Here is a 23,538-nt window from a genome sequence, read left to right as displayed (position 1 = left end):
GCCTGTTGGACAATCTTGATTCCCGCGATTTGCAGGGAGGTTACTGAAACAGGTCTGAGTGGGAACCTGTACGAATTGCTGTCACTACGCAAAGCTCAGGTTCGTCTAGGTAGATCAGCAACCAATCCGGTTGAATATGACACTCACGAAACCCCGCATAATCACCGCTCAGAAGGTGGTCACGGTGCTTAGGAGGCAAGTCTGCGCCTTCAAGGATCGCGTCGATGACCGCTTCAAGTTCCCCAATTGGAAGCCCCCGTTTACGAGCCCGCTTCAAATCCTTCTTGAACTGACTTGTCATCACAAGGGCCCGTCGCCCTTGTTGAGATTTACTCACCATCGACATCAGCGAACGCCTGCGATGCCGACACATAGCGACTAGCAGTGACACGTCCGGCAGCAATTTCACGAGCTTCACGCATCGCAGCTTCAGTTTCAGCATTGAAACGAGGCTGGCGCAGTTCGAAGGGCAAACCACCTTCCATGATCGATTTGTGCAGAAACACGTTTACTGCGTCGGTGAGGTTCATACCAAACTGGGCATACACCCGTTCAGCCTCTTCTTTCACGCTTGGGTCCACACGCATGTTGAGTGTTGCAGTCTTCATCACTCAGCCCCTTCGACAAACAGATGTACAACAGAAATCTTACAACGCCAACACAATGTACGTCATGTGACATATATCTTCCCTTATTCAAGAGTAAACGTGTCATACACTTTCCCGAGTTCGATCGCATCAGTCAGAGAGCGCAATGAAAATGCAAAAGTGCGCCACTCCGGACGATTAGGCCTGGGCTGCAAGGTCGACGACCTCGGCGCCAACAATTTCTGCTAGGTCAAGCGGGCTCAGCTCTACACTCACTCCCCTGCGACCTCCCGATACCAGCATCGTTTCATGATCCAAACACGAGGAATCAATAAAGATTCGATGCTTTGTTGTTTGCCCCAAAGGGCTAATCCCGCCAACGACATATCCCGTGCGGCGCTGCGCGACGGCGGGGTCGGCCATCGCAGCATTCTTTGCTCCGGCAGCTTTGGCAATGAGCTTCATTGACAGGTGTGCAAGCGCGGGGACACAACCCACGACATACTCCCCCGTCGGCTCAAGCTTGACCATCAAGGTCTTGAAAGCAATTGCCGGATCGATCCCCAATTTCTCAACGGTTTCTTCACCGTAGGCACGCGCGGAAGGATCGTGCTCGTACTCGTGAACAACAAAAGGAACCCCGGCCTCGTTCAATTCCTCAATTGCGTGAGTGGGTCCTGAAGCGTGATCTTTAGAGTGCTTGCGAGCCATACCTCCAGTGTAGGGACCTGAGATCAGATCGCAGCAGTGGGATCATCAATCACCATCTTGCCGAAGGGGAAGCAGGTGATCGGGATGAGCTTAAGGTTGGCAATTGCAAGGGGGATACCGATGATCGTAATTGCCTGCGCAAAAGCAGTCGCAATGTGTCCCAGCGCCAGCCAGAACCCGGCGATGATGAACCACACGAAATTCATCAATGCGGATCCCGCACCTGCACCAGGAATGGGAACAACTCGCTTCCCAAACGGCCACAGCACGTAGCTTGCAATGCGGAAACTTGCGACGCCTGCGGGGATGGTGATGATGAAAATGCAAGCCAGAATACCAGCAAAAATGTAGCCCAAAAATAGCGCAAAGCCACCAAAAACCAACCAAATCACATTCAGCAAGAAGCGCATGTGCATCCTTTCGCTTTTCCGCTTCACTTTCGAGTTACATCAAGTCTGCCATGTCACCGCATGGTTCAGCTGCGCTTTTTGCCCTGATCTTCCCCTGATTCGCCCCTGAGTCGTGTGGCTACACTGAGACCATGAGTATTCCTTCAGCGATTGCCGAGGCCCTTGACCGAATTGAGTGCGCACGCCAAGCCGCCGGACGCACCGATCGCGTGGCCTTGGAACTCGCAGTGAAGACGCGCACCCCCGATGAGTGCCGTGAGGCAGCCCAAACCCTGAGCGACCTGGGACAGCCGATCCTCTTGGGACACAACCGAGTGCAAGAGGTGAAAGCAACCGTAGACGCAATCCGCGAGGTCCCGGGGGCCGAGATTCACCTGATCGGGCCGCTCCAATCCAACAAGATCAACCAGGCGCTCTCCTGTGTCGACGCGATTGAATCGATTGATTCTGTCGCGATGGTACAGAAAATCGATTCACGAGCGACCACAGAACTCCCGGTATTTATCGAAGTCAATGTCTCGGGCGAAGACACCAAACACGGCTGCTCTCCTGCTGATTTTTCGTCGATAGCCGAGGCCGTCGCTACCTCTACGCACCTCAGGCTCGCAGGCCTGATGACCGTCGGCCTCAACTCCCCCACTGAAGCGAATGTTCGCCGCGGCTATGCGCTCCTGCGAGAGCTCCGTAACACCGCCGCGCAGCAACTTGCAATCCCAGCAAGCAAGCTGGAACTGTCCATGGGAATGAGCCACGATCTGGAATGGGCGATCGCAGAAGGCGCAACAATCGTCCGCGTGGGAACCGCAGTCTTTGGTCCGCGTCTCTCAGTTGCGCGTGGGTAGAGCCTTCCCCACACCCCAGTCAATTCCGGCAATGACCGCAAGAAATACCAGAGCACCGCACAAAATCGCAACGATGTTAATCAGGACTTGCTGGTAGCCCAGGACGCTCACGTTTACGAAATCGTAAGGGTACTGATGGACGAAAGCCCCTCGAATCAAGGTGTAGACCACCCAGATCACCGGGATCACCAAGGCTTTCAGCACAACCGAAGCATCTAGCCCACCCCTTGGCCCACAGACTAGAGCCGCCAGAATCATGAGCGCAGGAACAACAACGTGCTGGAGCGGGTTCGTGAACACCGACCAGCCACTGAGCACTTCAGTGGGGCGAATCAAGAAGTGGTAGACGATCGCCGTCACGGTAATCATCATGAGCGCACACAATTGAAGCGCCCGTCCCCACGAACCGATGTCAGGACCTTTCCACACGATCAACGTCGCGACAATGGCGACCAGAATATTTGACCACTCAGTGAAATAGGAAAGGCATTCAATCATTCGCTGGCCGAAGCCGGACCAGCCAAAGGGAGCTCCACCGAACATGCCGGGCCGGGCCACGGCCTCGCGAGAATATCCATCCACACCGGTAATAACCAGGGTGAAAACGACACCCACCCACGCGGCAATCGCGACAAGCAGATAGGCCCAACGGCCAAAGGTCGCTAAGGTCATCGCTTTATCCTTCACGCGCTCAGGCCCAATCGGGCAGAATACGCACGCCGCCCTTATCGGCAGATGCGGCAAGCATTCCGTAGACCTTCAAGGCATCAGAGACGTGACGCGAACGAGGCTTGGAAGGCTTCCACGGGGTGGCACCCATCTCCTCGCGGCGGCGCTCAAGTTCTTCATCACTGACATTCACACGAAGCAGACGCTTGTTGACGTCGATCTCGATCTCATCGCCCGTGCGGACCAAGCCGATCGCGCCGCCGGCAGCGGCCTCGGGAGAGATGTGACCGATGGAGATACCGGAGGTGCCGCCGGAGAAACGGCCATCGGTGATCAGTGCGCACTTCTTACCCAGACCCAGTCCCTTGAGGTACGAGGTCGGGTAGAGCATTTCCTGCATGCCCGGACCACCCTTGGGGCCTTCATAGGTGATGACGACGACGTCGCCTTCCTGCACCTTCTTGCTCAGAATCGATTCAACGGCCTCTTCTTGAGACTCCACGACGAAAGCACGGCCAACGAAGTGGAAGAGCGACTCATCGATACCCGCGCTCTTAATGATCGCGCCCTTCTCGGCGATGTTGCCGTAAAGGACCGCAAGTCCACCGTCCTTTGTGTATGCGTGCTCAACATCGCGGATGCAGCCATTCTCGGAATCAGTTTCCAAGGACTCGAAAAGGTTTGCGGTCGAGAAAGCATGTGTCGTGCGCACGCCACCGGGCGCAGCAAGGTAACGATGCTTGGCCTCGTCGCTCGCGCTGCCACTGCGGATATCCCACTGAGCAAGCCACTCTTCCAAGGAAGGAGCATGGACAGAGTGCACATCGCGCTGCAGCAAACCGGCGCGGTTGAGCTCACCCAGGAGTGCGGGAATACCACCGGCGCGGTGGACGTGCTCAATGTGGTACTTCGTCGAGTTCGGAGCAACCTTGCACAGGCAAGGAACCCGGCGTGAAATCGCATCGATATCATCCAGGGTGAAGTCCACTCCGGCCTCGTGAGCGATCGCAAGAATGTGAAGAACAGTGTTGGTCGAGCCGCCCATGGCAACGTCCAAGCTCATCGCGTTCTCGAAAGCGTGCTTGGTAGCGATCGAGCGCGGCAGAACCGAATCGTCATCGTTGTCGTAGTACGCGCGGCACATATCAACAATGCGGTGTCCTGCCTCCAAGAAGAGCTTCTTACGCTCAACCTGCGTGGCCAAGGTGGTGCCGTTACCGGGAAGCGCCAGGCCAATGGCCTCGTTGAGGCAGTTCATCGAGTTCGCGGTAAACATGCCAGCGCAGGATCCACAGGTCGGGCAGGCATTCGCTTCGACGCGTGCCAGCTCAGCATCGGACACCGAGTCATCGACAGCCATGACCATGGCATCGATGAGGTCAAGGCGGTGCTCAACAACGCCTTCAATGGAAGCGCCGGATTCCATAGGACCACCCGAGACGAAGATCGTCGGGATGTTCAAACGCATGGCGGCGATGAGCATACCGGGGGTGATCTTGTCGCAGTTCGAGATGCACACCAGCGCATCGGCGCGGTGAGCGTTGACCATGTATTCGACCGAATCTGCAATCACCTCACGCGAGGGCAGCGAGTAAAGCATGCCGTCGTGGCCCATTGCGATGCCGTCGTCAACAGCGATGGTGTTAAATTCCTTCGCAACGCCGCCTGCTTCGCGAATCGCTCCGGCGACCAAGTCGCCCATGTCCTTGAGGTGGACGTGGCCGGGAACGAATTGGGTGTAGGAGTTGGCGATCGCGATAATCGGCTTGCCGAAATCCCCATCCGTCATTCCGGTCGCACGCCAGAGCGCACGTGCTCCGGCCATATTGCGTCCTTGAGTCGATGTTGCTGAGCGCAAAGGCTTACTCATGGATTTCTCCCCTATGACGAATTTGTAACGCCTTCAACCCTAGTTCGACCTCCGGGCAACGGCTCGCTAGGTTCACGAGATGGATGAGGCATTGCGCACGTTTTCACCGCAATGGCGCGCTTTCACTGCACTTTCACGGGGTCTACGCACTGTCCACTTCCTGACCATCCACACGATGAGAGCAATGCCGGCCAGGCCAAAAACGATAAGTTGGTATCGCGAAATCCATTCTTCGACGATCGCCCAGTTCGCTCCCAGCGCATATCCGGCACCAATAAGAACGGAATTCCACAGGGCCGAACCAATTGCCGTGTACAGAGTAAAGGGCAAAAGTTTCATCCGTTCGATACCGGCCGGGATAGAAATCAAGGAACGAACAACAGGAACGACGCGTCCCAGAAGAACTGCCAGCGGGCCTCGGCGCACAAACCACGCCTCGGCGCGTTCGATATCTGCTTCCTTGACGAAGGGAATCTTCGAGGCCAAGGAGTAGAAGCGCGCGCGACCAAACCACGCGCCCAGTGCATACAGCGCCAATGCGCCGACAACCGATCCAATCGTTGCCCATACAATTGCGCTCACCAATCCCATACTTCCCGAGGCCGCAGCAAATCCCGCGGAAGGCAGGATCACTTCGCTAGGGATCGGTGGGAATAGGTTTTCTGCTGCGACAGCAATTCCCACCCCGGGAGCACCAAGGGCACCTACAAGAGAAACAACGGCTTGGACAATAGGTTCAAGAAGATTACTCATGCCTGTAGCATCGCCGCACAAGACAAGGAAGAGTTTTGCTCACCCTTTGCGTGGGCTGTGAAAGCCAATCACGGCGCGGAGCACTGAACCAGTTCACCCTCACCTGTAATACGCAGCTGGCGTTCGGATGCGGAGATGAAAACCGCCTCGCCTCGGCCCAGGGTGCACTCCCCGGCCTCGGTCGACAAACTCAAGCGTCCGCGGGTCACCATTGCAATACGAGGCCCCTCGCCCGGAACGCGAAGATTGCTGAGGTCAGGGGTGCAGGTCGTCACGGTGAGCTCAAATTCCTGAGCGGGCGCCAAGAAACGATCCGAATGAGGGCTGGGATGCTCGGGAGCCAAACGGACGGGAGGAAGCGCAGAGAACTCGGCAATTTCAACCAGTTGTGCACTGTCAACATGCTTGTGGGTCAGTCCCGCTCGAATGACGTTATCCGAGGCCGCCATCACCTCGATTCCCAAACCGCGCTGGTAGGCGTGGATCTGGCGCGGCGGAATATACGCAGCCTCACCGGCACGAAGCGAAACGGGATTCATCAGGAATGCCAAGATGATTCCAGAATCACCACCGTGCACAGCTTCCAACTCGCACACCAATTGATCGGCACGAAGCGAGGGAGAATTTCCTGATTCCAAACGCGTGCGGCAGGCACCAACAAATTCCTCGACCAAGGCTGGGGTAACGGGTGAATCGATATCGAAAACCCACGAGGCCAAGGAACGCAGGCCCCCGCGCACGGTTGAGAGCTTGAGTCGTCGGCGAAGAAGCTCTGCCAGCTCACCCTCGAGGCCTTCCAGAAGTCGTCGTGCCTTTCGAGGAACCCGGAAACCAATGAGGGCCTCGAAATCGGTCAAAGCGTAGAGCATTTCGGGCTTATGGTTCATATCCCGATAGGAACGGTTCGGAGCGGTGCGCTCGATTCCCAGCACTTCTTCGCGCAGGAAGCCTTCTCGAGCAATTTCCTTTGTGGGATGAACCTGAAGAGAGAGCGTCTCATCGGGTGCGATGACCTTCATGAGGAAGGGAAGATTGCTTCCAAAGGCGTAGAGGATTCCCGATCCCAGGGCCTTCTTCGGATCCTGTGCGATGAGGTCGCCCAGAGTGGAACCGTCTTGGAGGAGGGTTGGACCATCTGGGTGATTACCGAACCAGAGTTCAGAAACAGGCCGAGGCCCTGGAGTTTCGCCCAAGAATTCGGCGATTGCGCTCTGCGAACCCCAATCGTCAAACTTGCGCCAGCCCTGAAGCTGCTGCATCCCGGTCTCCTCAACTTCTCTGTAACAGCGGTGTATCCGCGCGTTGTCACAGATGAACTATGGCGTTATTTCTTCACAAAACGCGTGGTATCTGTGAAAAGTTTAGCGTGCACCTTCTTCTCGGTCCGCCAAAGCGCGCAGGGCACCTCCGGATTCATAAAGTTGATCCCAAGTTCCAACTTCAACAATGCGCCCCGAATCCATAACGATGATTTGATCAGCATCGTGAATGGTATCCAAGCGGTGCGCAACAACAATCAAGGTCTTATCGCTGGTGCGACGGCGAATCCCCGCCAGAACGCGAGCTTCGGTTTCGCGGTCAACTTGGGAGGTGGCCTCGTCAAGGATCATGATGGGGGTTTCACGCAGGAGTGCGCGGGCAAGAGCGAGGCGCTGGCGTTGTCCGCCGGAGATGCGCTCGCCCATTTCGCCGACCTTGGTGTCGATTCCTTCGCTTTCGGCCGCGATCCACTGGCTGAGGTCAACTGCCTCCAATGCGTCTTTAAGTTCTGCATCGCTTGCATCGGGGCGTGCAAGCAGAAGGTTTGCGCGAATCGAATCGTTGAAGACGTGAGCACGCTGCGGGGCCAGGGTGACAACAGAACGAATGTGATCTTGAGAGTCTTGACGTAGGTCCACTCCCCCGATGCTGATCGATCCGGAGTCCGGATCCCACACGCGAGCAAGCAGAGCAGCGAGCGTCGACTTACCCGAGCCCGATGCGCCGACGATTGCGGTTGTTGAGCCGGCAGGAATAGTGACGGTCACGTCGTGGAGCACCTGGGGGCGATGGTTCTCGTATCCTTCTGAGTCATCTTGAAGGCCTGAAGCTATAGCAACCTGCGGGTAGGTAAAGTCCACGCCCGTAATCTGAATATCGCCGCTGCCGGCGATGGGGCGAGGGGCCTGCGGATCGGGAACCAGTGGTTCGCGATCGGTCACCGCGAAGATTCGCGCCGCCGAGGCGTAGGCCTGATCCAGATCCGCAGTCAGATCCTCAACTGCCAAAACCGGTGCAAAAGAGGCCAGCGCAACGCCCAAGGACATGGTGACTTGCGCGATGGTCAGTGTGCCCGAGGGGTAAGCCGAGCAGGCGACAAGGATCTGAGCGACAACAGCCAGGGGAAGCAGTGCTTGGTTAAAGCCTCGTCGAACGGCAATCCAGAAAGAGGTCTTGTACTGAGCTTGGAAAATGTATTCTTCCAGCTCGTCAGCCATTTCGTTCATGCGATGTTCCTGCGCGCCGAAAGCAATGACTTCGCGCACGCCTTGAACCGAGTCGGTGACGTGGTGCGAAAGCCTACCGCGAGTCGCGCGAAGTACTTGCGCAGCTTCGTCGGTAGCCTTGCCACCGAAGGTCGGAACACAAATCCCTGCCAGGACAAGGAAAGGCGCAAGGACAAGCGCATTGAGCGGCGAAATTGCAAATGCCATCCACACGACAGTCCCGATAGGAACGATCACCGCCGTTGCCAGGGGCACCAGGGTGTGAGCGAAGAAGACCTCGACACGATCGACGTCTTTCGTAACTCGCGAGAGGAGGTCACCGGTATCTGCCCCCTCGGTCATCGCCGGGGCTTGAGGCTCAAGCGAGTCGAAGAAGTAGTTACGCAGCAGCGCAAGAGACCGGAAAGCAACGTAGTGTCCCGCGTATTGCTCAAGGTAGCGGAACAGAGCCTTGAGCAAGGACATGATCACCAGCGCCCACACGACCCATGACAGGGTGACCGAAGCCGGATCCGAGGCATAGGAGCCCAATGCCCATGTTCCCACCGCAAAAAGCGCGATCCCCAAAACCAGCGCAACAATACGCGCAAGTAGAGAGAAAACAAGCGGGAAAAGGACGGGACGAGCGACGCGAATGAGGCGGCGCGAGAGGTCCATGCGCGTGAAGTTCTGGGGGTTCATCGAAGTTCCCCTTCCTTCAGTTCAACTTGGCGGTCTGCGTGAGCGATCGTTGCTCCTCGGTGAGAAATCGTGATGGTCGTACGCCCACGTGCAACGGTATCGATGGCGTTAAGAATCTGTCTTTCACTTTCCAAATCGACGTGTGCAGTGGGCTCATCGAGCAGAAGGATTGGGGCGTCTTTGATGAATGCCCTGGCAAGTGCAACGCGCTGTGCTTCACCGCCTGAGAGAGCCAGTCCTTTGTCGCCGACACGGGTATCCAAGCCCTCGGGAAGGCGGGCCAGAAGATCCTCGAGGCCGACGGTACGCAATGCAGTGAGGATCTCCTCATCGCTCGCTGCGGGGTTGGCGATCAGGATGTTCGCGCGCAAAGTATCAGAGAAAAGGTAGGTGGTTTGTTCGACGACGGCAATTTGCGAACGAACCCATTGCAGAGGCACCTGGGAGATATCAACGCCATTGATGAAGATGGATCCCTCGCTGGGACGGTGGTGCGCCTGGATCAAGCTTGAGAGCGTTGACTTTCCAGCGCCCGAGGTACCCGTGATCGCAATGTGCTCACCGGGGGCGACACGAAGGGAAGCTCCGCGCAGGATCGGGGTATCGGCCTCGTAAGCGAAGGAGACGCTGTCGATGCGTACTTCCCCGGGTGTGGGAAGGACTGTGGGAGCAACAGCACCGTGTTCTGCGGGGTCGACAACCTCTGGGGTTTCGCTGGTGAAGCGCTTGATTTCGCGGGTTGCAGCGATTCCACCCATGCCGATGTAGAAGAATTGGCCGATTCGATCCAGAGGGTCGAGCATGATCGAGGAGAGCAGAACAAGGGTGATGGCCTGACCGATTGTGAACCAACCGTCACTCAGACGCCAGTAAGCAAGAGCGGTCGCACCGGTAATCATTCCCAGCGAAAAGACACCGTCAACGACCAGCAGGACCATCTGGTTTCCGGCAAGGTAGCGCATGACTTTGCGGCGAACGTTTTCTGCGGCCTGTGCGAGGGTACGGCCCACGCGCTTTCCAGCGCCGATGTAGGACAGCGTTGAAAGCCCCTGGATCGCGTCTAGTTCTTGAGCAGCAAGCGCGCGAGAGGAAGCACGATAGCGGGTGGAAACCGGGCGAAATGCTCTTTGGAAAGCACCGACAGTGAGGGGAACAACGGGAATGGAGATTGCCAGGACCGCTGCCGATACCCAGTCGAAAGTAAATACGACTGCAACGACCATGATCGGCGTGATCAGCGAGGCCAGCATGGGAGCAATGAAGGTGCCTCGATAATTCGAGCTGCGCTCAACACCATCGGTTGCAGTATTGACGATGCGACCTGAGCGTTCCTTCGTGCGCTCGCTGACTCCCAAGCGGAATACCTGGGCGACCATGGCGTGACGTAGACGCGGTTCTTCTGTGCGCAGGCGTGTACCGCCCGAGAATGAGGCACTAAACGCCATCATTCCTGCTGCTAAGGCAAAGAGTAAAAGGCACCCCAGTGACAGGAGGCTGACCTTGCCGCTGATGAGAGCGTCAATGACCGAACCGAGCTCGATATAGAGGATGATCAGGAACATCGCGGGCAGCAGATTCTTGACGATCTCGATCACAGTCGCGAGCCGCTGTTTCGGGTATGGCTGCGGTAGTGCGCTAGGCGAGGCGTTGGACGCGGGTCCCATCGATTCGCTCTCCTCATTGGGCTTTATGACGTCATTTCATTATGACGCTACTTAGGACTACCTTAGCTTCTTAATGACAGAAAGTCATATAGAAGGGAAAGCTTCGTACCGAAGACGTTTGAGGGGCGTTCGGATCACTCCGAACGCCCCCACAAACTGAAGTTTTACGACGCAAAACTGCGGACACACCCACGCTTAAGCGCGCGGGAAGGCGGCCACGGCCTCGTCAATCGGGTCAGGCCAGACGGTACATCCAGCCGAAGGGATCTTCCGCGCGGCCCATCTGGATGTCCGTGATGTCCTTCCAGATCTGATGGGTGACGGGACCCGCAGGAAGCTCGACGTCGAAATCATCCGAGGCGAGGCGTGCAATCGGGGTCACGACAGCGGCGGTACCACAGGCGAAGATCTCAGCGACCGAGCCATTCTTAATGCCCTCAACCAGGTCAGCAAGGGCGATCGATTCCTCGGTTACCGGCACACCACGCGAACGCAGCAGTCGGCAGATCGCGCTGCGGGTGCCGCCCTCGAGGATCACGCCGGTGAGCTTGGGGGTACGCACGCTTCCATCGGCCATGACGACGAACATGTTCATGCCGCCGAGCTCTTCGAGGTACTTGTGCTCGTAGGTATCCAGGTAACAGACCTGCTTGAAACCGCGCTCTGCGGCCAGGTTCTGCGGGAGCAGCGAGGCCGCGTAGTTACCGCCAGCCTTTGCCGAACCGGTTCCACCGGGGCCAGCGCGGTGGTAGTGCTTCTCAACCCAGATGGACACGCCGGTCTGAGTGCCCGACTTGAAGTAGGGGCCAACCGGGGAGCCGATGACGTAGAAGTCAACCTGGTGAGCGGAGCGCACGCCAAGGAAAGGCTCGGACGCGAAAGTGAAGGGACGCAGGTAGAGAGAAGAACCTTCAGCACCCGGAACCCACTTTTCATCTGCACGCACGTAGTTCACCAGCGCGGCAACAAAGTCCTCGCGGTCCATCTGCGGCATGGCCAGACGCCAATTCGAGTGGTTCATACGCGCGGCATTGAAGCCGGGACGGAATGTCCAAATACTGCCGTCGGAGTGACGGTAGGCCTTGATACCTTCGAAGGCCGACTGGCCGTAGTGAAGGACAGCTGCTGCCGGGGAGAGGTCAAGAGGACCGAAGGGAATGACCTCACGCTGGCCCCATCCAGTTTCGGGCGTCCAGCGCATGTGTGCCATGTGATCGGTGAAAACTGTTCCGAAGTTCAGTTCCTCCATGGCCTTTTCGTAATCCGCCTGCGGGGTCGGATTCGGGTTCTGGGTCAGCGGGAAACGACCAGCCAGTTCATCTGCCGAAGGCAGAGGTTCCTCCCCCAATCGCTCCAATTCGGTGGGAGTGTGCTGCGTTTCTGTCATCGTGTCCTCCTCAAAAGCTGAAGTACGTTCAGAATATTCCCCTTGCGAGGGTCAAGCATTAGGTGGTCCGCCATCTGACCCGCGGCCTCGTCAGCGGCGAATCAGCGCGACCAGGTCGTTGCCGATCTGCTCGGTCGTGCGGACCAAGGGATCACCGGCCGCATTCGCGGCCGCACGATTGCGCATGTCTTCTTCAATCGCGTCCATGATCGCGCGCGACTGATCGGCATAGCCGAGGTGATTGAGCATGAGCGCAACAGAGGCGATAGTTGCGGTCGGATCTGCCTTGCCCTGGCCTGCGATGTCAGGAGCGGAGCCGTGGACAGGCTCGAACATTGAGGGGTGTGCACCTTCGGGGTTGATATTTCCCGAGGCCGAGAGGCCAACACCGCCGGTGACGGCTCCCGCCTCATCGGTCAGGATGTCGCCAAAGAGGTTATCGGTGACGATGACATCGAAGCGGCCCGGATCGGTCACCATGTAGATCGTTGCGGCATCAATGTGGCAGTAGTCAACGCGGACCTGCGGGTATTCGCGGCCCACTTCCTCGACGATGCGGCTCCACAGGCCACCGGCGAAGACCAAAACATTGTGCTTGTGAACCAGGGTGAGGTGGTGAGCCGGACGGGCTGCTGCCTGTTCAAATGCGTAGCGCACCAGGCGCTCAACGCCAAAGGCCGTGTTAACGGAGATCTCCTGTGCGACCTCGTGAATAGTGCCCTTGCGCAGGGTTCCACCGTTTCCGGCATAAAGGCTTTCAGTGCCCTCGCGCACGACGATGAAATCAATGTCTCCGGGGTTCGCCAGCGGGGTCGGGACACCCGGGTAGTAGTGCGAGGGACGCAGATTGACATAGTGGTCCAGTGAGAAGCGGAGCTTGAGGAGCAGGCCGCGCTCAAGAACACCTGAGGGGACCGACGGATCGCCAATCGCACCCAAGAGGATGGCATCGTGCTGGTCGATGACCTCGAGGTCCGTGTCGGTCAGGATCTCGCCGGTGCGGTGATAGCGGCGAGCACCCAAGTCGAATTCTGTGTACTGCAGCGTGACATCAGAGGGAATGACAGCTTCCAGAGCCTTGATGCCTTCGGGGACGATTTCCTGCCCGATGCCGTCACCGGGGATTACTGCGAGTTTCAGATTTGTCATGTTGCCATTGTTGCGCGGGGGCGGCGGGTCGGCAGAAGGTGTCCACATTTCGGGGTGCGCAGGGCGGGGCCTCGTTCCTGAAGTCAGCTCCCCACGCTTCCCCTATCGACACCACTCGGCGACATTGGCAGCACTTGGCGGCATCGCGTAGCCCAAAAACCGCAATGCCCGTCCTCCAAGCGGTGTCAATCGCGCCAAACAGTGTCAATCCGCCTCGAAGTCACCGAATCGCGCCTTAGACGCCACACACGAACCGCGAAACAGCGCTAAACCGCCCAAACACCACCCAAAAGATCCGCTTCGCACACAACAAACTTTTCCACAACGCTGGATTGCAACGATTCATCCACATGTTTTCGGCAGGAAAACACACATCCGCCTCCCTCGCCCCACACTGTCCACTATGAGCACGCAACTGCCGCATGTAACCCTGAGCCATCGCGGGAGCTCCTCCAAAAGTTCCCATCTCAAAGGGCAATTGCGCTTACACCGCGGCGCATACGTGCAGTTACCCTTTGACGCCACCCGCGCAAAACCGTGGGAAATCTGGGAATCAATTGCGCTGGCACGCATCATTGCGTCAGTACAGCAAGGGCAATCAAGACCGCTTATCGTTGGCACCTCAGCGCTTCTACTCCACGGGGTACAAGGCTGGATCTCAAACCCAAACGTTGAGTTGTATCAGCCGCAGCGCCGGACAAGCCAGCTCATTCCTCCGTGCAGATGCGGAACAATCTCCGTGCCCGCGGCCCTGCGAGTCTATCGGCGCACTCCCCCGATTACCTCGGAACGCACGCAGGTTTCAGGACTGCTTACCGAGCACCCCTACGATGCGCTGATCCGCTGCGCGATGCACGATGATGCGCTTCAAGCCTTCACCCTGGGATGCAGCGCCCTCCACAAGTGGTCTGGGTTTAGTAATTTTTCGCAAGATGCGTGCCGAGGCCGTGCCGAAGTCATTCGAGAGAAGCTCCTCTCGCGTTTGGAACGTGCAAAGGGACTCCGCGGCTTTGCCCGCGCGCGACGGATCCTGAGGTCGATCGATCCGGGTTGCGACAACCCTGCCGAGGCCGCACTGACTTGGGTGGTTCGCGCGCTATGCCCCTACGAAGTTTCGATGCAATATGAACTCTCAGCAGGTGGACGACGTTTCTTTGCCGACATCGCAATTCCGCATTGCAAACTCATCATCGAGTTCGATGGGATCGAGAAACTGGGTTCAACACAGGGAGAATTCGACCGCGCAAAACGCTCGTGGCTTCAACGCGAGCAAGCTCTGCAAGACCAAGGCTGGCGTTTCCTTCGAGTCAATTGGATAGATTTCAATGATTGGAATGCGCTGCGAGGTCGGATTAGCTCTACGATCGGGGTAGCCTCGCAGCCTATTCCCGCTCGTTTCGCGCTATTGTGGGAGCCTCCAAGCGAGCGTTGCGATGGTGAAGGACGGCGCTTTCGTGCCCACGAGTGGAATGGGTCAGATGTGGGCTGGACTTAAAATCTGTTTTCCGTTTGTGAGTCAAACCGGCGCGAACTGAAGGTGGGAGTCAGTAGCATAATCACATGTCGACAACCATTGATGTTTATCCGACAATAAATGCCCTTCCTCTTGTCGAGGAGATTCGTGGGCGCACACAAGAGTTATTTCAAACATTGTTGAACCGTCACGGTATCGGTTCAACAATCGAGGTTAAAGCTCGCTATCCCTCTCCAGCGGATAGGCCAATTGAGTACGTTGAAAAAGACACGGTGTGGACACCGGATTTGTATCTCACTTTCGATTACTTGATTGACGGGATCTGGGATTCGGCTTCTTGGCCTAGTTGTTCTTTCGTCGAAGATGACGATCGAATTAGCGAAGAAGACTTGGTCTACCCATTCAACTCGAAACCAGAGCACCTTGGCTTGTGGTACATCGTTGAAGAATTCGAAGATATTGTTCCTCCGACTCGACTGGCAAAAATTCTGGCACAAGACCACTACTGGTCCGACGAACGTAACTTTGCTGGCCCTCCCGTTGCTTCAACCGGTTACGGATTGGTTTGCGCAGCCCTGGCTGAAGCAACCGATGGAATCATCGCTTCATTTGACAGTGCATTCGACGGAAAGCACAACGGCGAAACTGCTGAGGAGTTCCTTTCCTGGTGGGGCGACAGACAAATCAATTTCTATGGCGAGGACGCGTTCAGAAATCCGCGAGGGAAGAGATACCAACTAGTCATTGGCTTGAAAGCTGGTGCATCTGCCACCAGATACGAGTGCTTCACAGTAAAGTGAAAGCATGCTTGACGATGCGGTTGCACAGAAATTACGCGCGTTCTGCGAGGAACGCGATTGGGACCAGTTCCACACACCCGAAAACTTGGCAAAATCAATTTCAATCGAGGCCGCTGAACTCTTGGAGTGTTTCCAGTGGACGTCTAATGGGGATCCCCAGGCAGTCAAGGAAGAGCTCGCCGACGTCCTCACCTACTGTTACTTCCTCGCGATGAAGGTCGGACTTGAACCCGATCAGATCGTGCTGGAGAAGCTCGCCGTCACCGCCCAGAAGTATCCGGTTGAAAAGTCTCGTGGGAGCAGCGTGAAGTATGACCAGCTGGATTGATCCGGCTGACAACGGCGATTGACACCTGCACAAATCCGCGCAACACCAATACAAAAACAGCGAAAAGCAACACGCAAAAATTACATCTACGTCATTCGGATGCATTAATCTGGGAATACGCAGCACGCCTTCGGGAAAATCCCCAAGAACGCAGCCAGTGATCAGCGATGTTCACTCGGCACCTATCCGCCACAGAGAAGGGTATCTCCATGCACAGTGATCCCAATGCAGACCAGCTTGCATTTGACGTTGATGGCGTTCCAACGCCCAACGAGAGCTCTATTCCTTCTGCATCTACGGTCACTGCCCCTTCCGCTCCCTCATCTTCTTCAGCCAGCGCACTGGACACGCTGCTGAACGAGTACCGTGCGCGCGCAACAAGCGAACGCGAGAAGGGCACGCTTTTCGAAGAACTCACCCGTCAGTTCCTGCTACATGACGCGCGTTTCGCTCACCAATTCAAAGAGGTCTACCTGTGGGGAGAGTGGCCGGAGCGCCGCACGGGTGACACTGGCATCGACTGGGGCAAGAACGCCCAAGACGCGATCGAAGGCCAGCCAATCCCCGTCTCGCGTATCACCTTGGCGGATCTGCACGATTCAGACATCGACTGGCGCACGTATTCACTGGGCTCGATGCAGGCACCCAAGACCCGCGAGCGCAAAGTTCCTCGAGATCACCAGGTACGCGCACGTTCCGCAGTCATGGAGGGGTTCACCAAACACAACCGTGGAACCATGGTCATGGCTTGTGGCACCGGCAAGACCTTCACGGCGCTTCCTCAACACCATGAGGCAGCCATGGTGATAATTTGAGGAGCAGTCTTTACGCACAATCGTGCGCAAAGAAGCCAGCAACACCCACTCTGTTAGCCACCCCAAGGCCTGCGGCGTGCCCAACCAGGAGCAGCACGAATGAGCGAAGACGACAACCTCGTGAAATCCAAACAACGAGTTGCCGACCACGGCGAAGTCTTCACACCCTCCTGGATGGTCAACGACATGCTTGACCTCATCAAAGACGAGTCAGAGCGCATCGACGCCAGAGTGCTCGAGCCAGCCTGCGGTGAAGGCGCATTCCTGCAAGAGGTACTGCGCCGCAAACTCACAACCTGCCAGGCACGCTACGGCAAGAACGAGTTTGAACGCCGCCACTACGGACTGCTCGGCCTGATGTGCACCTACGGTATTGAACTGCTCGAGGACAACGCCCAGATCTGCCGAGACAACCTGCACGCGATCTTCGTCGACTTCCTCGGCCCAAACGCAGAACCCGAGTGGGCACAGGCAGCCCGCGTGGTCCTCAAGACCAACATCGTCCAAGCGGACGCACTGACCATGAAACTTCCGAACGGTGAGGCAATCACCTTCGCCGAGTGGGGGTATCTCGGCAAGGGACGTTTCCAACGCCGCGACTTCCTCTACGGCGACCTAGCCAAGCGATCCGCCTTCGGTGAGGACACTCTGTTCGGGAACATGGAGATCGCCGACATCTTCACCCCCACCACGTCGTTTCCCGTGATGAGCGTGTCTGACATCGCCGCACTGGAGGCGTGAACATGGAGGGACTGCTCGGACGCGCACACAACCCTGATGTGCTCACCTGTATCGCGAACCTGTCCAACGACGAGGTCTTCACCCCGCCAGAGATGGCCAGCGCAATGCTCGACATGGTTGCCGAGGCATGGGCCGCCGACCATGGCGGTGAGAACCTGTGGGCGAACCCAGACGTGACGTTCCTGGATCCGTTTACGAAGACGGGCGTGTTCCTCCGGGAGATCACCCGCCGACTCGTCGAAGGCCTCGAGGCACAGATTCCGGACCTGCAAGAGCGGGTCAACCACGTTCTCACCAAGCAGGTGTACGGGATTGCCATCACTGAGCTCACTGCGTTGATGGCTCGGAGAAGCCTCTACTGCTCCAAACGCGCGAACAGCGAGCACTCGATCTGCACTGCCTTTGACACCCCGGACGGGAACATCTGGTTCGAACGAACCGAACACACCTGGACGGGCGGCACCCGCGAGAGCCGCATTGATCCAATCACTGGAGACAAGATCTTCGTTTACACCAACCGCAAGTGCCCCTACTGCGGGGCAGGCGAAAAAGAATATGGGCGTGGCGAGGGTCTTGAGACACACGCGTACGCGTTCATCCATACCGATGACATCAAACAACGTATCAACGAAATATTTGGAGCCGCCATGCACTTCGACATCGTGATTGGAAACCCTCCCTACCAGTTGGGATCTGACGGCGGTACGCGAGACATTCCTATCTATCAACACTTCGTCCGTCAGGCTAAAGAACTTGACCCAAGCCTTTTGATGATGATCATCCCATCTCGTTGGATGGCAACGGGTCTTGGTCTAAACGATTTCCGTCGTGAGATGCTGACAGATCGCCGCATCCGAGCTCTCGTTGACTATCAAAATGCGGCAGGCATCTTTCCCGGAGTCGGGATTAACGGTGGTGCATGCTACTTTCTATGGTCCAATCAATACAAGGGTGACTGTGAAGTCACCACAGTTCGTGCTGACAAATCGACAAGTAGCTCAACGCGCCGGTTGGACGAATTTGACATCCTCATCCGTGATGCCCACGCACTCCCCATCCTCAGAAAAGTGCAAGCTGATGACCCACCATCAATTAATACAATCCTTGCCCGCGACAAAGAGTTCGGATGGACCTCAAACTTCCGAGACTTCGGATCGCGCCCAGGTGAAGATTCGGTTCCGATCTACTACATCGAGTCCATGCAGCGAAAGATGGGTTATATCTCGAGGAATAGAGTAACCAAGAGTGCCGAGCTGATCGACACCTGGAAGCTCCTGGTGCCAGAAGTCGGCTCCGGACGGGAGCGGGAACGTACTGGCGTCGATCTAGTTCTCGGCCCGTCGCAAATCGCACCGTCACCATCGGTATGTACGCAGTCGTTCCTATTTTTCTATGCCGACACGGAAGAAGAAATCCGATCTATCCGGTCCTACTACTCCACAAAATTCTTTAGATTTCTGGTGTCACTGCGAAAGATCACCCAGCATGCGACACACGCTACCTACCGCTGGGTTCCTATCCAATCCTGGGATCGGACGTGGACAGACGAGGAACTCTACAAAAAGTATTCGCTGACCGAGACTGAGATCGCCTACATCGAATCGCTCATTCGTCCGATGGATCTGGACTGACAACCATGCGCTCTGTCGAGGATCTCCTACCTGTCCGTTCGTCTGTGCGGCTGCGGATCTACGCGTGGTCACCAAAGAACCCCGCGCCTGAGTATCAGGGACTCATCAAGGTCGGTCAGACTACGCGTGAGGACGTGCGTGAGCGAATCCGCGAGTCCCAGGGCCAGGTGCAACAAGAGTTCACGCTGTATGCCGATGAGATCGCCCAACGTGACGATGGGTCACTCTTCCGCGACAAGGACGTCATCGAGCGCCTCAAGGCCAAGGGATTCGAGAACCCTCACTTCGGGTCCGCAACTGAGTGGGTGCGATGCAAGCCGCGCGACGTCCTGTCGGCGATTGCAGAACTACGTAAGGGTGTGGTCTTCACCGGCCACCACTACCAGACTTTCGGGATGCGACCTGAGCAGGCGCGTGCGGTGGACCAGACCATCGGCTATTTCGAGTCGATCTGGGCAGAAGACCCCGACGCTGTGCCGCGCTTCTTGTGGAACGCGAAGATGCGTTTTGGCAAGACCTTCACCTCCTACCAGCTCGCCAAGCGCATGGGAGCTCAGCGCGTCCTCGTGGTGACGTTCAAGCCGGCCGTGCAGGACGCATGGCATGAGGATCTAGCCAGCCATGTTGACTTTGATGGCTGGCAGTATCGCAACACCGATCTCATGGCTGAGCAGGGCCCCGGCGACCCGGACAAGCCGCTGGTGTACTTCGGCTCCTTCCAAGACCTGCTGGGACGGGATAAGAAGACCGGGCTGATCAAGTCAAAGAACGAGTGGGTTCACACCATTAACTGGGACCTGGTGATCTTCGATGAGTACCACTTCGGTGCCTGGCGCGAATCGGCCAAGGCTCTGTTCGAGGGCGAGGATCAGAAGGTAGCCGACAAGGAGTTGGCTGCCGAGTTCGCCGATGGCGCGCTGGACACCTTCGATACCGAGCTCGATGAGTTGGGCAGTGAGGAGGCAGAGTTCTTGCCCATCACCACTCGCGCCTACCTCTACCTTTCCGGCACTCCGTTCAAGGCTCTGTCAACGGGTGAGTTCATTGAGGAGCAGATCTTCAACTGGACCTACACCGACGAGCAGGAAGCCAAGGCTCGGTGGGAGCTCGAGCGCCCTGGTGAACGAAACCCTTACGGGTCGTTGCCGGAGATGCGGCTGCTGACCTATCAGATGCCCGATGACATCCTCTCGGTGGCCGCACAGGGCGAGTTCGATGAGTTCGACCTCAACACCTTCTTTGAAGCCACTGGAGAGGGGGACGCTGCCCGTTTCGTTCACGAGTCGGATGTGCAGAAGTGGCTTGACCTGATCCGTGGTGAACACGCACCGACGCAGCTTGACTCCCTCAAAGCCGGCAGCAAGCCACCCTTCCCCTATGCGGATGCTCGCTTGCTGCCCTACATGCAGCACTCGTTCTGGTTCCTTCCCTCGGTCGCCTCGTGCTTCGCGATGGCAAACCTGCTGCGCGCCCGCCACAACACCTACTGGCACTCCTACGACGTCATCGTTGCCGCAGGAGCAAAGGCCGGCATTGGTGTGGCAGCCCTGCCACCCGTGCGCGAAGCAATCGATGACGGCTACGACACGAAGACGATCACGCTCTCGTGCGGCAAACTCACCACGGGAGTGACGGTGAAGCAGTGGTCAGCGATCCTCATGCTGCGTAACCTCACCAGCCCCGAAACCTACTTCCAAGCTGCGTTCCGGGTGCAGTCGCCATGGGCGATCACCAACCCCAACGGTGACAACCCGCACGAGGAGGAGGTCCTCAAGCCGGTCGCCTTCGTTTTCGACTTCGCCCCCACCCGGGCACTACGGCAGATGGCCGACTATGCCAGTGGCCTGAACCCCACCGCTGAGAGCCCCGAGCGAGCGGTTGCTGATCTGGTGAAGTTCCTCCCGGTGCTCGCCTACGACGGGGCGAACATGAAGGAGATCAACGCCGGAGAGATCCTCGACATTGCCATCTCCGGCACCTCAGCCACCTTGCTGGCCAAGAAGTGGGAGTCCGCGATCCTGGTGAACGTGGACAACATGACTCTGCGCAAGATCATGGACAACCCCGATGCCATGAACGCCATCATGAACATCGAGGGCTTCCGTGCGTTGGGCACGGACATCTTCGAAACGGTTGTCAACAAGAGCGAAAAGGTCTCGGCCACCAAGAAGGAAAAGGGCGGCGACCTGACCAAGAAGGAGAAGAAGGAACTCACCGAGGAAGAGAAGGAGTACAAGTCCAAGCGCAAGCAGATCCAGGAAAAGCTCATCAAGTTTGCTACCCGGATCCCCGCGTTCATGTACCTCACCGACTTCCGTGAGAACACGCTGCATGACGTGATCACCAAGATCGAGCCGGACTTGTTCAAGAAGGTCACCGGCCTATCGGTGGCTGACTTCAACCTGCTCGTGAACCTCGGAGTCTTCAACTCGATCCATATGAACCAGGCGGTCTTCGCGTTCCGCCGCTATGAGGACGCCTCGCTGCACTACACCGGCATCCGCTCCCACCCGGAGCAAAAGCGCCTGCTTGGCCTCTATGACACCGTCATCACCTTGGAGGAGCAGCGCTGAGCGACCGATAGGCGCTAACACACCGCTAACGGGCGCATCGCTGATAGCCGACTTGGGGACATTCCTGTTCCGGAGTCGGCTATCAGCGCATCTGCCCCCCTTGGTCGCGGGCTCAATTCAGCTCTGTAATTTGCCGGTTTTCCCTTGAGTTTCATCGGTTTCAACACCTGCCCAGCGCTTACCCCTTTGTATCAAAACCGAGGTGGTCACAGAGCCCTTCGCGGGGACGGGCACGTTCGTGGCGCGCCTGCTGCAGCTGGGGGTCATCCCGCCCGAGGCCCTGGAACACAAGTACAAGAACGACATCTTTGCCAACGAGTTCGTGCTGCTCTCCTACTACATCGCATCGATCAACATCGAGCAGGTGTACCACCAGGTGCGCGCCTAGCAGGGCGTGAACGAGGGCTACGTCGAATTCCCGGGCATGACCCTGACGGACACCGTCCAGCTCCACGAGGCCGACGGCACGATCACCGAGGACTTCGAGGGCCTGGCCGCCAACAACGAGCGCGCAAAGGCAGAGAAGGACTCGGCGATCACGGTCATCGTCATGAATCCACCGTACTCGTCGGGTCAGAACAGCGCGAACGACAACAACCAGAACCTGGCATATCCGCGCCTGGACGAGCACATCGCGGACAGCTACGCAGCTAAGTCAACCGGAGCAAACAAGAACAGCCTCTACAACTCCTACTTCCGCGCACTTCGCTGGGCGTCGGACCGCATCGGGCAGCGCGGCGTGGCCGGCGGCTTCGTGGGCGAGCTGGACGTCATGGACACGTGGGCAACCTCCTCGCTGTCCCCACAGCTGGCGTGCGGCTGGCTGGATGACTAGGATCTGTTCGCTCGCACGTACCCGATGGATCTGCGCCCGCAAGGCCAGGACATCATCCGTACGTGGCTGTTCTCCACCGTCGTGGGCGCGGACCTGGAGTTCGGCGCGCTGCCGTGGAAGCACGCGGGCCTGTCGGGCTGGATCCTGGATTCGGACCACAAGAAGATGTCGAAGTCCAAGGGCAACGTCATGACTCCCATGGGCATCCTGGAGAAGTACGGTTCGGATGCCGTGCGCTACTGGGCGGCGTCGGCTCGACTAGGCCTGGATGCGGCGTTCGACGAGCAGCAGATGAAGATTGGTCGCCGCCTGGCGATCAAGGTGCTGAACGCGTCGAAGTTCGCCCTCACGATGGGCAGCGAGGGCGCGGCGATCGATCTGGATCCGGCGCTGGTGACGGTGCCGCTGGATCATTCGGTGTTGGCGGCGCTCGCCTCCGTCATCGACGAGGCCTCAGCTGCCCTCGCGTCCTACGAGCACTCTCGCGCGCTTGAGGTCACGGAGTCGTTCTTCTGGACGTTCTGCGACGACTACCTGGAGCTGGTCAAGGAGCGCGCCTACAACCGTGACGGCGCATGGGACGAGGCCTCGGCCGCGTCTGCCCGTGCGGCTCTGGCGATCGTCATCGACAACGTTGTGCGCCTGCTAGCCCCCTACCTGTCGTACGTGACGGAAGAGGGGTGGAACTGGTACCGCGAGGGCAGGGTGCACACCGCCCCGTGGCCGGTCGTGGCGGACCTGGCTGGTGTCGAGGGCGATCCCTCGGTGCTCGAGGTCGCGTCCTCTGCGCTGATCGCGCTGCGTCGCGTGAAGTCCGAGGCGAAGGTATCGCCGCGTACACCGTTCCTGGCGTGACGGTGCGCGCCCCGCAGGCTCAGGTCGAGGCCCTGGAGTCCGTGAAGGGCGACCTGGAGGCCGCCTCGAAAGCTGTGGGTGCCCTGACCGTGGCTACCTCCGCCGACACTGAGACCACCGAGGCCACTATCGAGTCCTTCGAGCTGGGCGAGGCTCCTGCTAAGCGCAAGGGCTGAGCGTTAGGCTGCTGGGGGCCGCCCGTGGGAAACCACGGGCGGCCCCTTTTTCATACCTGTTTCTCAAACGGGCTTCGCAGTAAAGATGTTGAGACCCACCA

General features: G+C 57.8%; 21 protein-coding genes and 1 pseudogene. 10 read left to right on the top strand and 12 right to left on the bottom strand.

The features are described from left to right. Positions 1-40: 40 nt before the first annotated feature. The 4 genes from ADG72_RS08345 to ADG72_RS08330 all read right to left on the bottom strand — a co-directional run bounded on the left by ADG72_RS08345 (position 41) and on the right by ADG72_RS08330 (position 1,708). A complete protein-coding gene (locus ADG72_RS08345) occupies positions 41-346 on the bottom strand; it encodes a type II toxin-antitoxin system YafQ family toxin (protein WP_080978683.1) in 306 nt (101 codons plus the stop codon). Further along, positions 330-608 carry a type II toxin-antitoxin system RelB/DinJ family antitoxin gene (locus ADG72_RS08340; RefSeq protein WP_019126317.1) on the bottom strand — a complete coding sequence of 93 codons (279 nt, stop codon included), beginning with the start codon at positions 606-608 and terminating at the stop codon, positions 330-332. The genes ADG72_RS08345 and ADG72_RS08340 overlap by 17 nt, the downstream gene beginning before the upstream one ends. Positions 609-785: 177 nt before the next feature. Beyond that, positions 786-1,298 carry a Cys-tRNA(Pro) deacylase gene (ybaK, locus tag ADG72_RS08335; RefSeq protein ID WP_019126318.1) on the bottom strand — a complete coding sequence of 171 codons (513 nt, stop codon included), beginning with the start codon at positions 1,296-1,298 and terminating at the stop codon, positions 786-788. Between the two features lie 23 nt (positions 1,299-1,321). After that, positions 1,322-1,708 (bottom strand): YccF domain-containing protein, encoded by a 387-nt coding sequence (locus tag ADG72_RS08330; protein ID WP_048714304.1) that lies wholly within the window; start codon positions 1,706-1,708, stop codon positions 1,322-1,324. A 131-nt stretch (positions 1,709-1,839) separates the two neighbouring features. Between ADG72_RS08330 and ADG72_RS08325 the strand changes: the two genes are divergently transcribed. After that, positions 1,840-2,550: a YggS family pyridoxal phosphate-dependent enzyme gene (locus ADG72_RS08325; protein ID WP_048714302.1), complete on the top strand. Its 711-nt coding sequence runs from the start codon at positions 1,840-1,842 to the stop codon at positions 2,548-2,550. Here ADG72_RS08325 and ADG72_RS08320 read toward each other — a convergent pair. The 8 genes from ADG72_RS08320 to ADG72_RS08285 form a co-directional block, all read right to left on the bottom strand. After that, the gene (locus tag ADG72_RS08320; protein ID WP_048714301.1) at positions 2,533-3,222 is read right to left on the bottom strand and encodes a Pr6Pr family membrane protein; all 690 of its coding nucleotides are present in this window, start codon (positions 3,220-3,222) and stop codon (positions 2,533-2,535) included. The two genes, ADG72_RS08325 and ADG72_RS08320, sit on opposite strands and share 18 nt — an antisense overlap. 19 nt (positions 3,223-3,241) lie before the next feature. Beyond that, positions 3,242-5,089: a dihydroxy-acid dehydratase gene (gene ilvD / locus ADG72_RS08315; RefSeq protein WP_080978682.1), complete on the bottom strand. Its 1,848-nt coding sequence runs from the start codon at positions 5,087-5,089 to the stop codon at positions 3,242-3,244. A gap of 72 nt (positions 5,090-5,161) precedes the next feature. Further along, positions 5,162-5,842, bottom strand: a complete 681-nt coding sequence (locus ADG72_RS08310; protein ID WP_048714297.1) for a DedA family protein — start codon at positions 5,840-5,842, stop codon at positions 5,162-5,164. A 68-nt stretch (positions 5,843-5,910) separates the two neighbouring features. Further along, entirely contained in the window at positions 5,911-7,101 is a 1,191-nt protein-coding gene (gene manA, locus ADG72_RS08305; RefSeq protein ID WP_048714295.1) for a mannose-6-phosphate isomerase, class I, read from the bottom strand. Positions 7,102-7,203: 102 nt separating this feature from the next. After that, positions 7,204-9,009: a thiol reductant ABC exporter subunit CydC gene (gene cydC / locus ADG72_RS08300; protein ID WP_048714294.1), complete on the bottom strand. Its 1,806-nt coding sequence runs from the start codon at positions 9,007-9,009 to the stop codon at positions 7,204-7,206. Next, entirely contained in the window at positions 9,006-10,673 is a 1,668-nt protein-coding gene (locus tag ADG72_RS08295; protein ID WP_048714292.1) for an ABC transporter ATP-binding protein/permease, read from the bottom strand. The genes cydC and ADG72_RS08295 overlap by 4 nt, the downstream gene beginning before the upstream one ends. Before the next feature lie 235 nt (positions 10,674-10,908). After that, positions 10,909-12,060, bottom strand: a complete 1,152-nt coding sequence (locus ADG72_RS08290; RefSeq protein ID WP_048714290.1) for a branched-chain amino acid aminotransferase — start codon at positions 12,058-12,060, stop codon at positions 10,909-10,911. Positions 12,061-12,150: 90 nt separating this feature from the next. After that, positions 12,151-13,209: a 3-isopropylmalate dehydrogenase gene (locus ADG72_RS08285; RefSeq protein ID WP_048714375.1), complete on the bottom strand. Its 1,059-nt coding sequence runs from the start codon at positions 13,207-13,209 to the stop codon at positions 12,151-12,153. Between the two features lie 739 nt (positions 13,210-13,948). Here ADG72_RS08285 and ADG72_RS08280 point away from each other — a divergent pair. The 9 genes and pseudogenes from ADG72_RS08280 to ADG72_RS08245 all read left to right on the top strand — a co-directional run. Further along, entirely contained in the window at positions 13,949-14,704 is a 756-nt protein-coding gene (locus ADG72_RS08280) for a hypothetical protein (RefSeq protein ID WP_048714288.1), read from the top strand. A gap of 65 nt (positions 14,705-14,769) precedes the next feature. Beyond that, positions 14,770-15,483, top strand: coding sequence for a hypothetical protein (locus ADG72_RS08275; RefSeq protein ID WP_048714286.1), 714 nt, complete (start codon positions 14,770-14,772; stop codon positions 15,481-15,483). A gap of 4 nt (positions 15,484-15,487) precedes the next feature. Further along, the gene (locus ADG72_RS08270) at positions 15,488-15,811 is read left to right on the top strand and encodes a nucleotide pyrophosphohydrolase (RefSeq protein WP_048714284.1); all 324 of its coding nucleotides are present in this window, start codon (positions 15,488-15,490) and stop codon (positions 15,809-15,811) included. A 209-nt stretch (positions 15,812-16,020) separates the two neighbouring features. Continuing rightward, positions 16,021-16,626 (top strand): DEAD/DEAH box helicase family protein, encoded by a 606-nt coding sequence (locus tag ADG72_RS08265; RefSeq protein WP_048714282.1) that lies wholly within the window; start codon positions 16,021-16,023, stop codon positions 16,624-16,626. A 99-nt stretch (positions 16,627-16,725) separates the two neighbouring features. Then, positions 16,726-17,367 (top strand): restriction endonuclease subunit M, encoded by a 642-nt coding sequence (locus ADG72_RS08260; protein WP_048714281.1) that lies wholly within the window; start codon positions 16,726-16,728, stop codon positions 17,365-17,367. A gap of 2 nt (positions 17,368-17,369) precedes the next feature. Next, positions 17,370-18,998, top strand: coding sequence for an Eco57I restriction-modification methylase domain-containing protein (locus ADG72_RS08255; RefSeq protein ID WP_048714279.1), 1,629 nt, complete (start codon positions 17,370-17,372; stop codon positions 18,996-18,998). 5 nt (positions 18,999-19,003) lie between these two features. Then, complete coding sequence (locus ADG72_RS08250; RefSeq protein WP_048714277.1) at positions 19,004-21,571, top strand: DEAD/DEAH box helicase family protein; 2,568 nt, start codon at positions 19,004-19,006, stop codon at positions 21,569-21,571. Between the two features lie 202 nt (positions 21,572-21,773). After that, positions 21,774-21,959 carry a hypothetical protein gene (locus tag ADG72_RS08860; protein ID WP_239667710.1) on the top strand — a complete coding sequence of 62 codons (186 nt, stop codon included), beginning with the start codon at positions 21,774-21,776 and terminating at the stop codon, positions 21,957-21,959. A 342-nt stretch (positions 21,960-22,301) separates the two neighbouring features. Then, a pseudogene (locus tag ADG72_RS08245) lies at positions 22,302-23,437 on the top strand (class I tRNA ligase family protein); the annotation flags it as partial. Between the last annotated feature and the right edge of the window lie 101 nt (positions 23,438-23,538).

This window comes from Trueperella pyogenes, assembly GCF_001070855.1.
Taxonomy (GTDB): domain Bacteria; phylum Actinomycetota; class Actinomycetes; order Actinomycetales; family Actinomycetaceae; genus Pauljensenia; species Pauljensenia pyogenes_A.
This window is presented reverse-complemented; position numbering and strand designations above follow the sequence as displayed.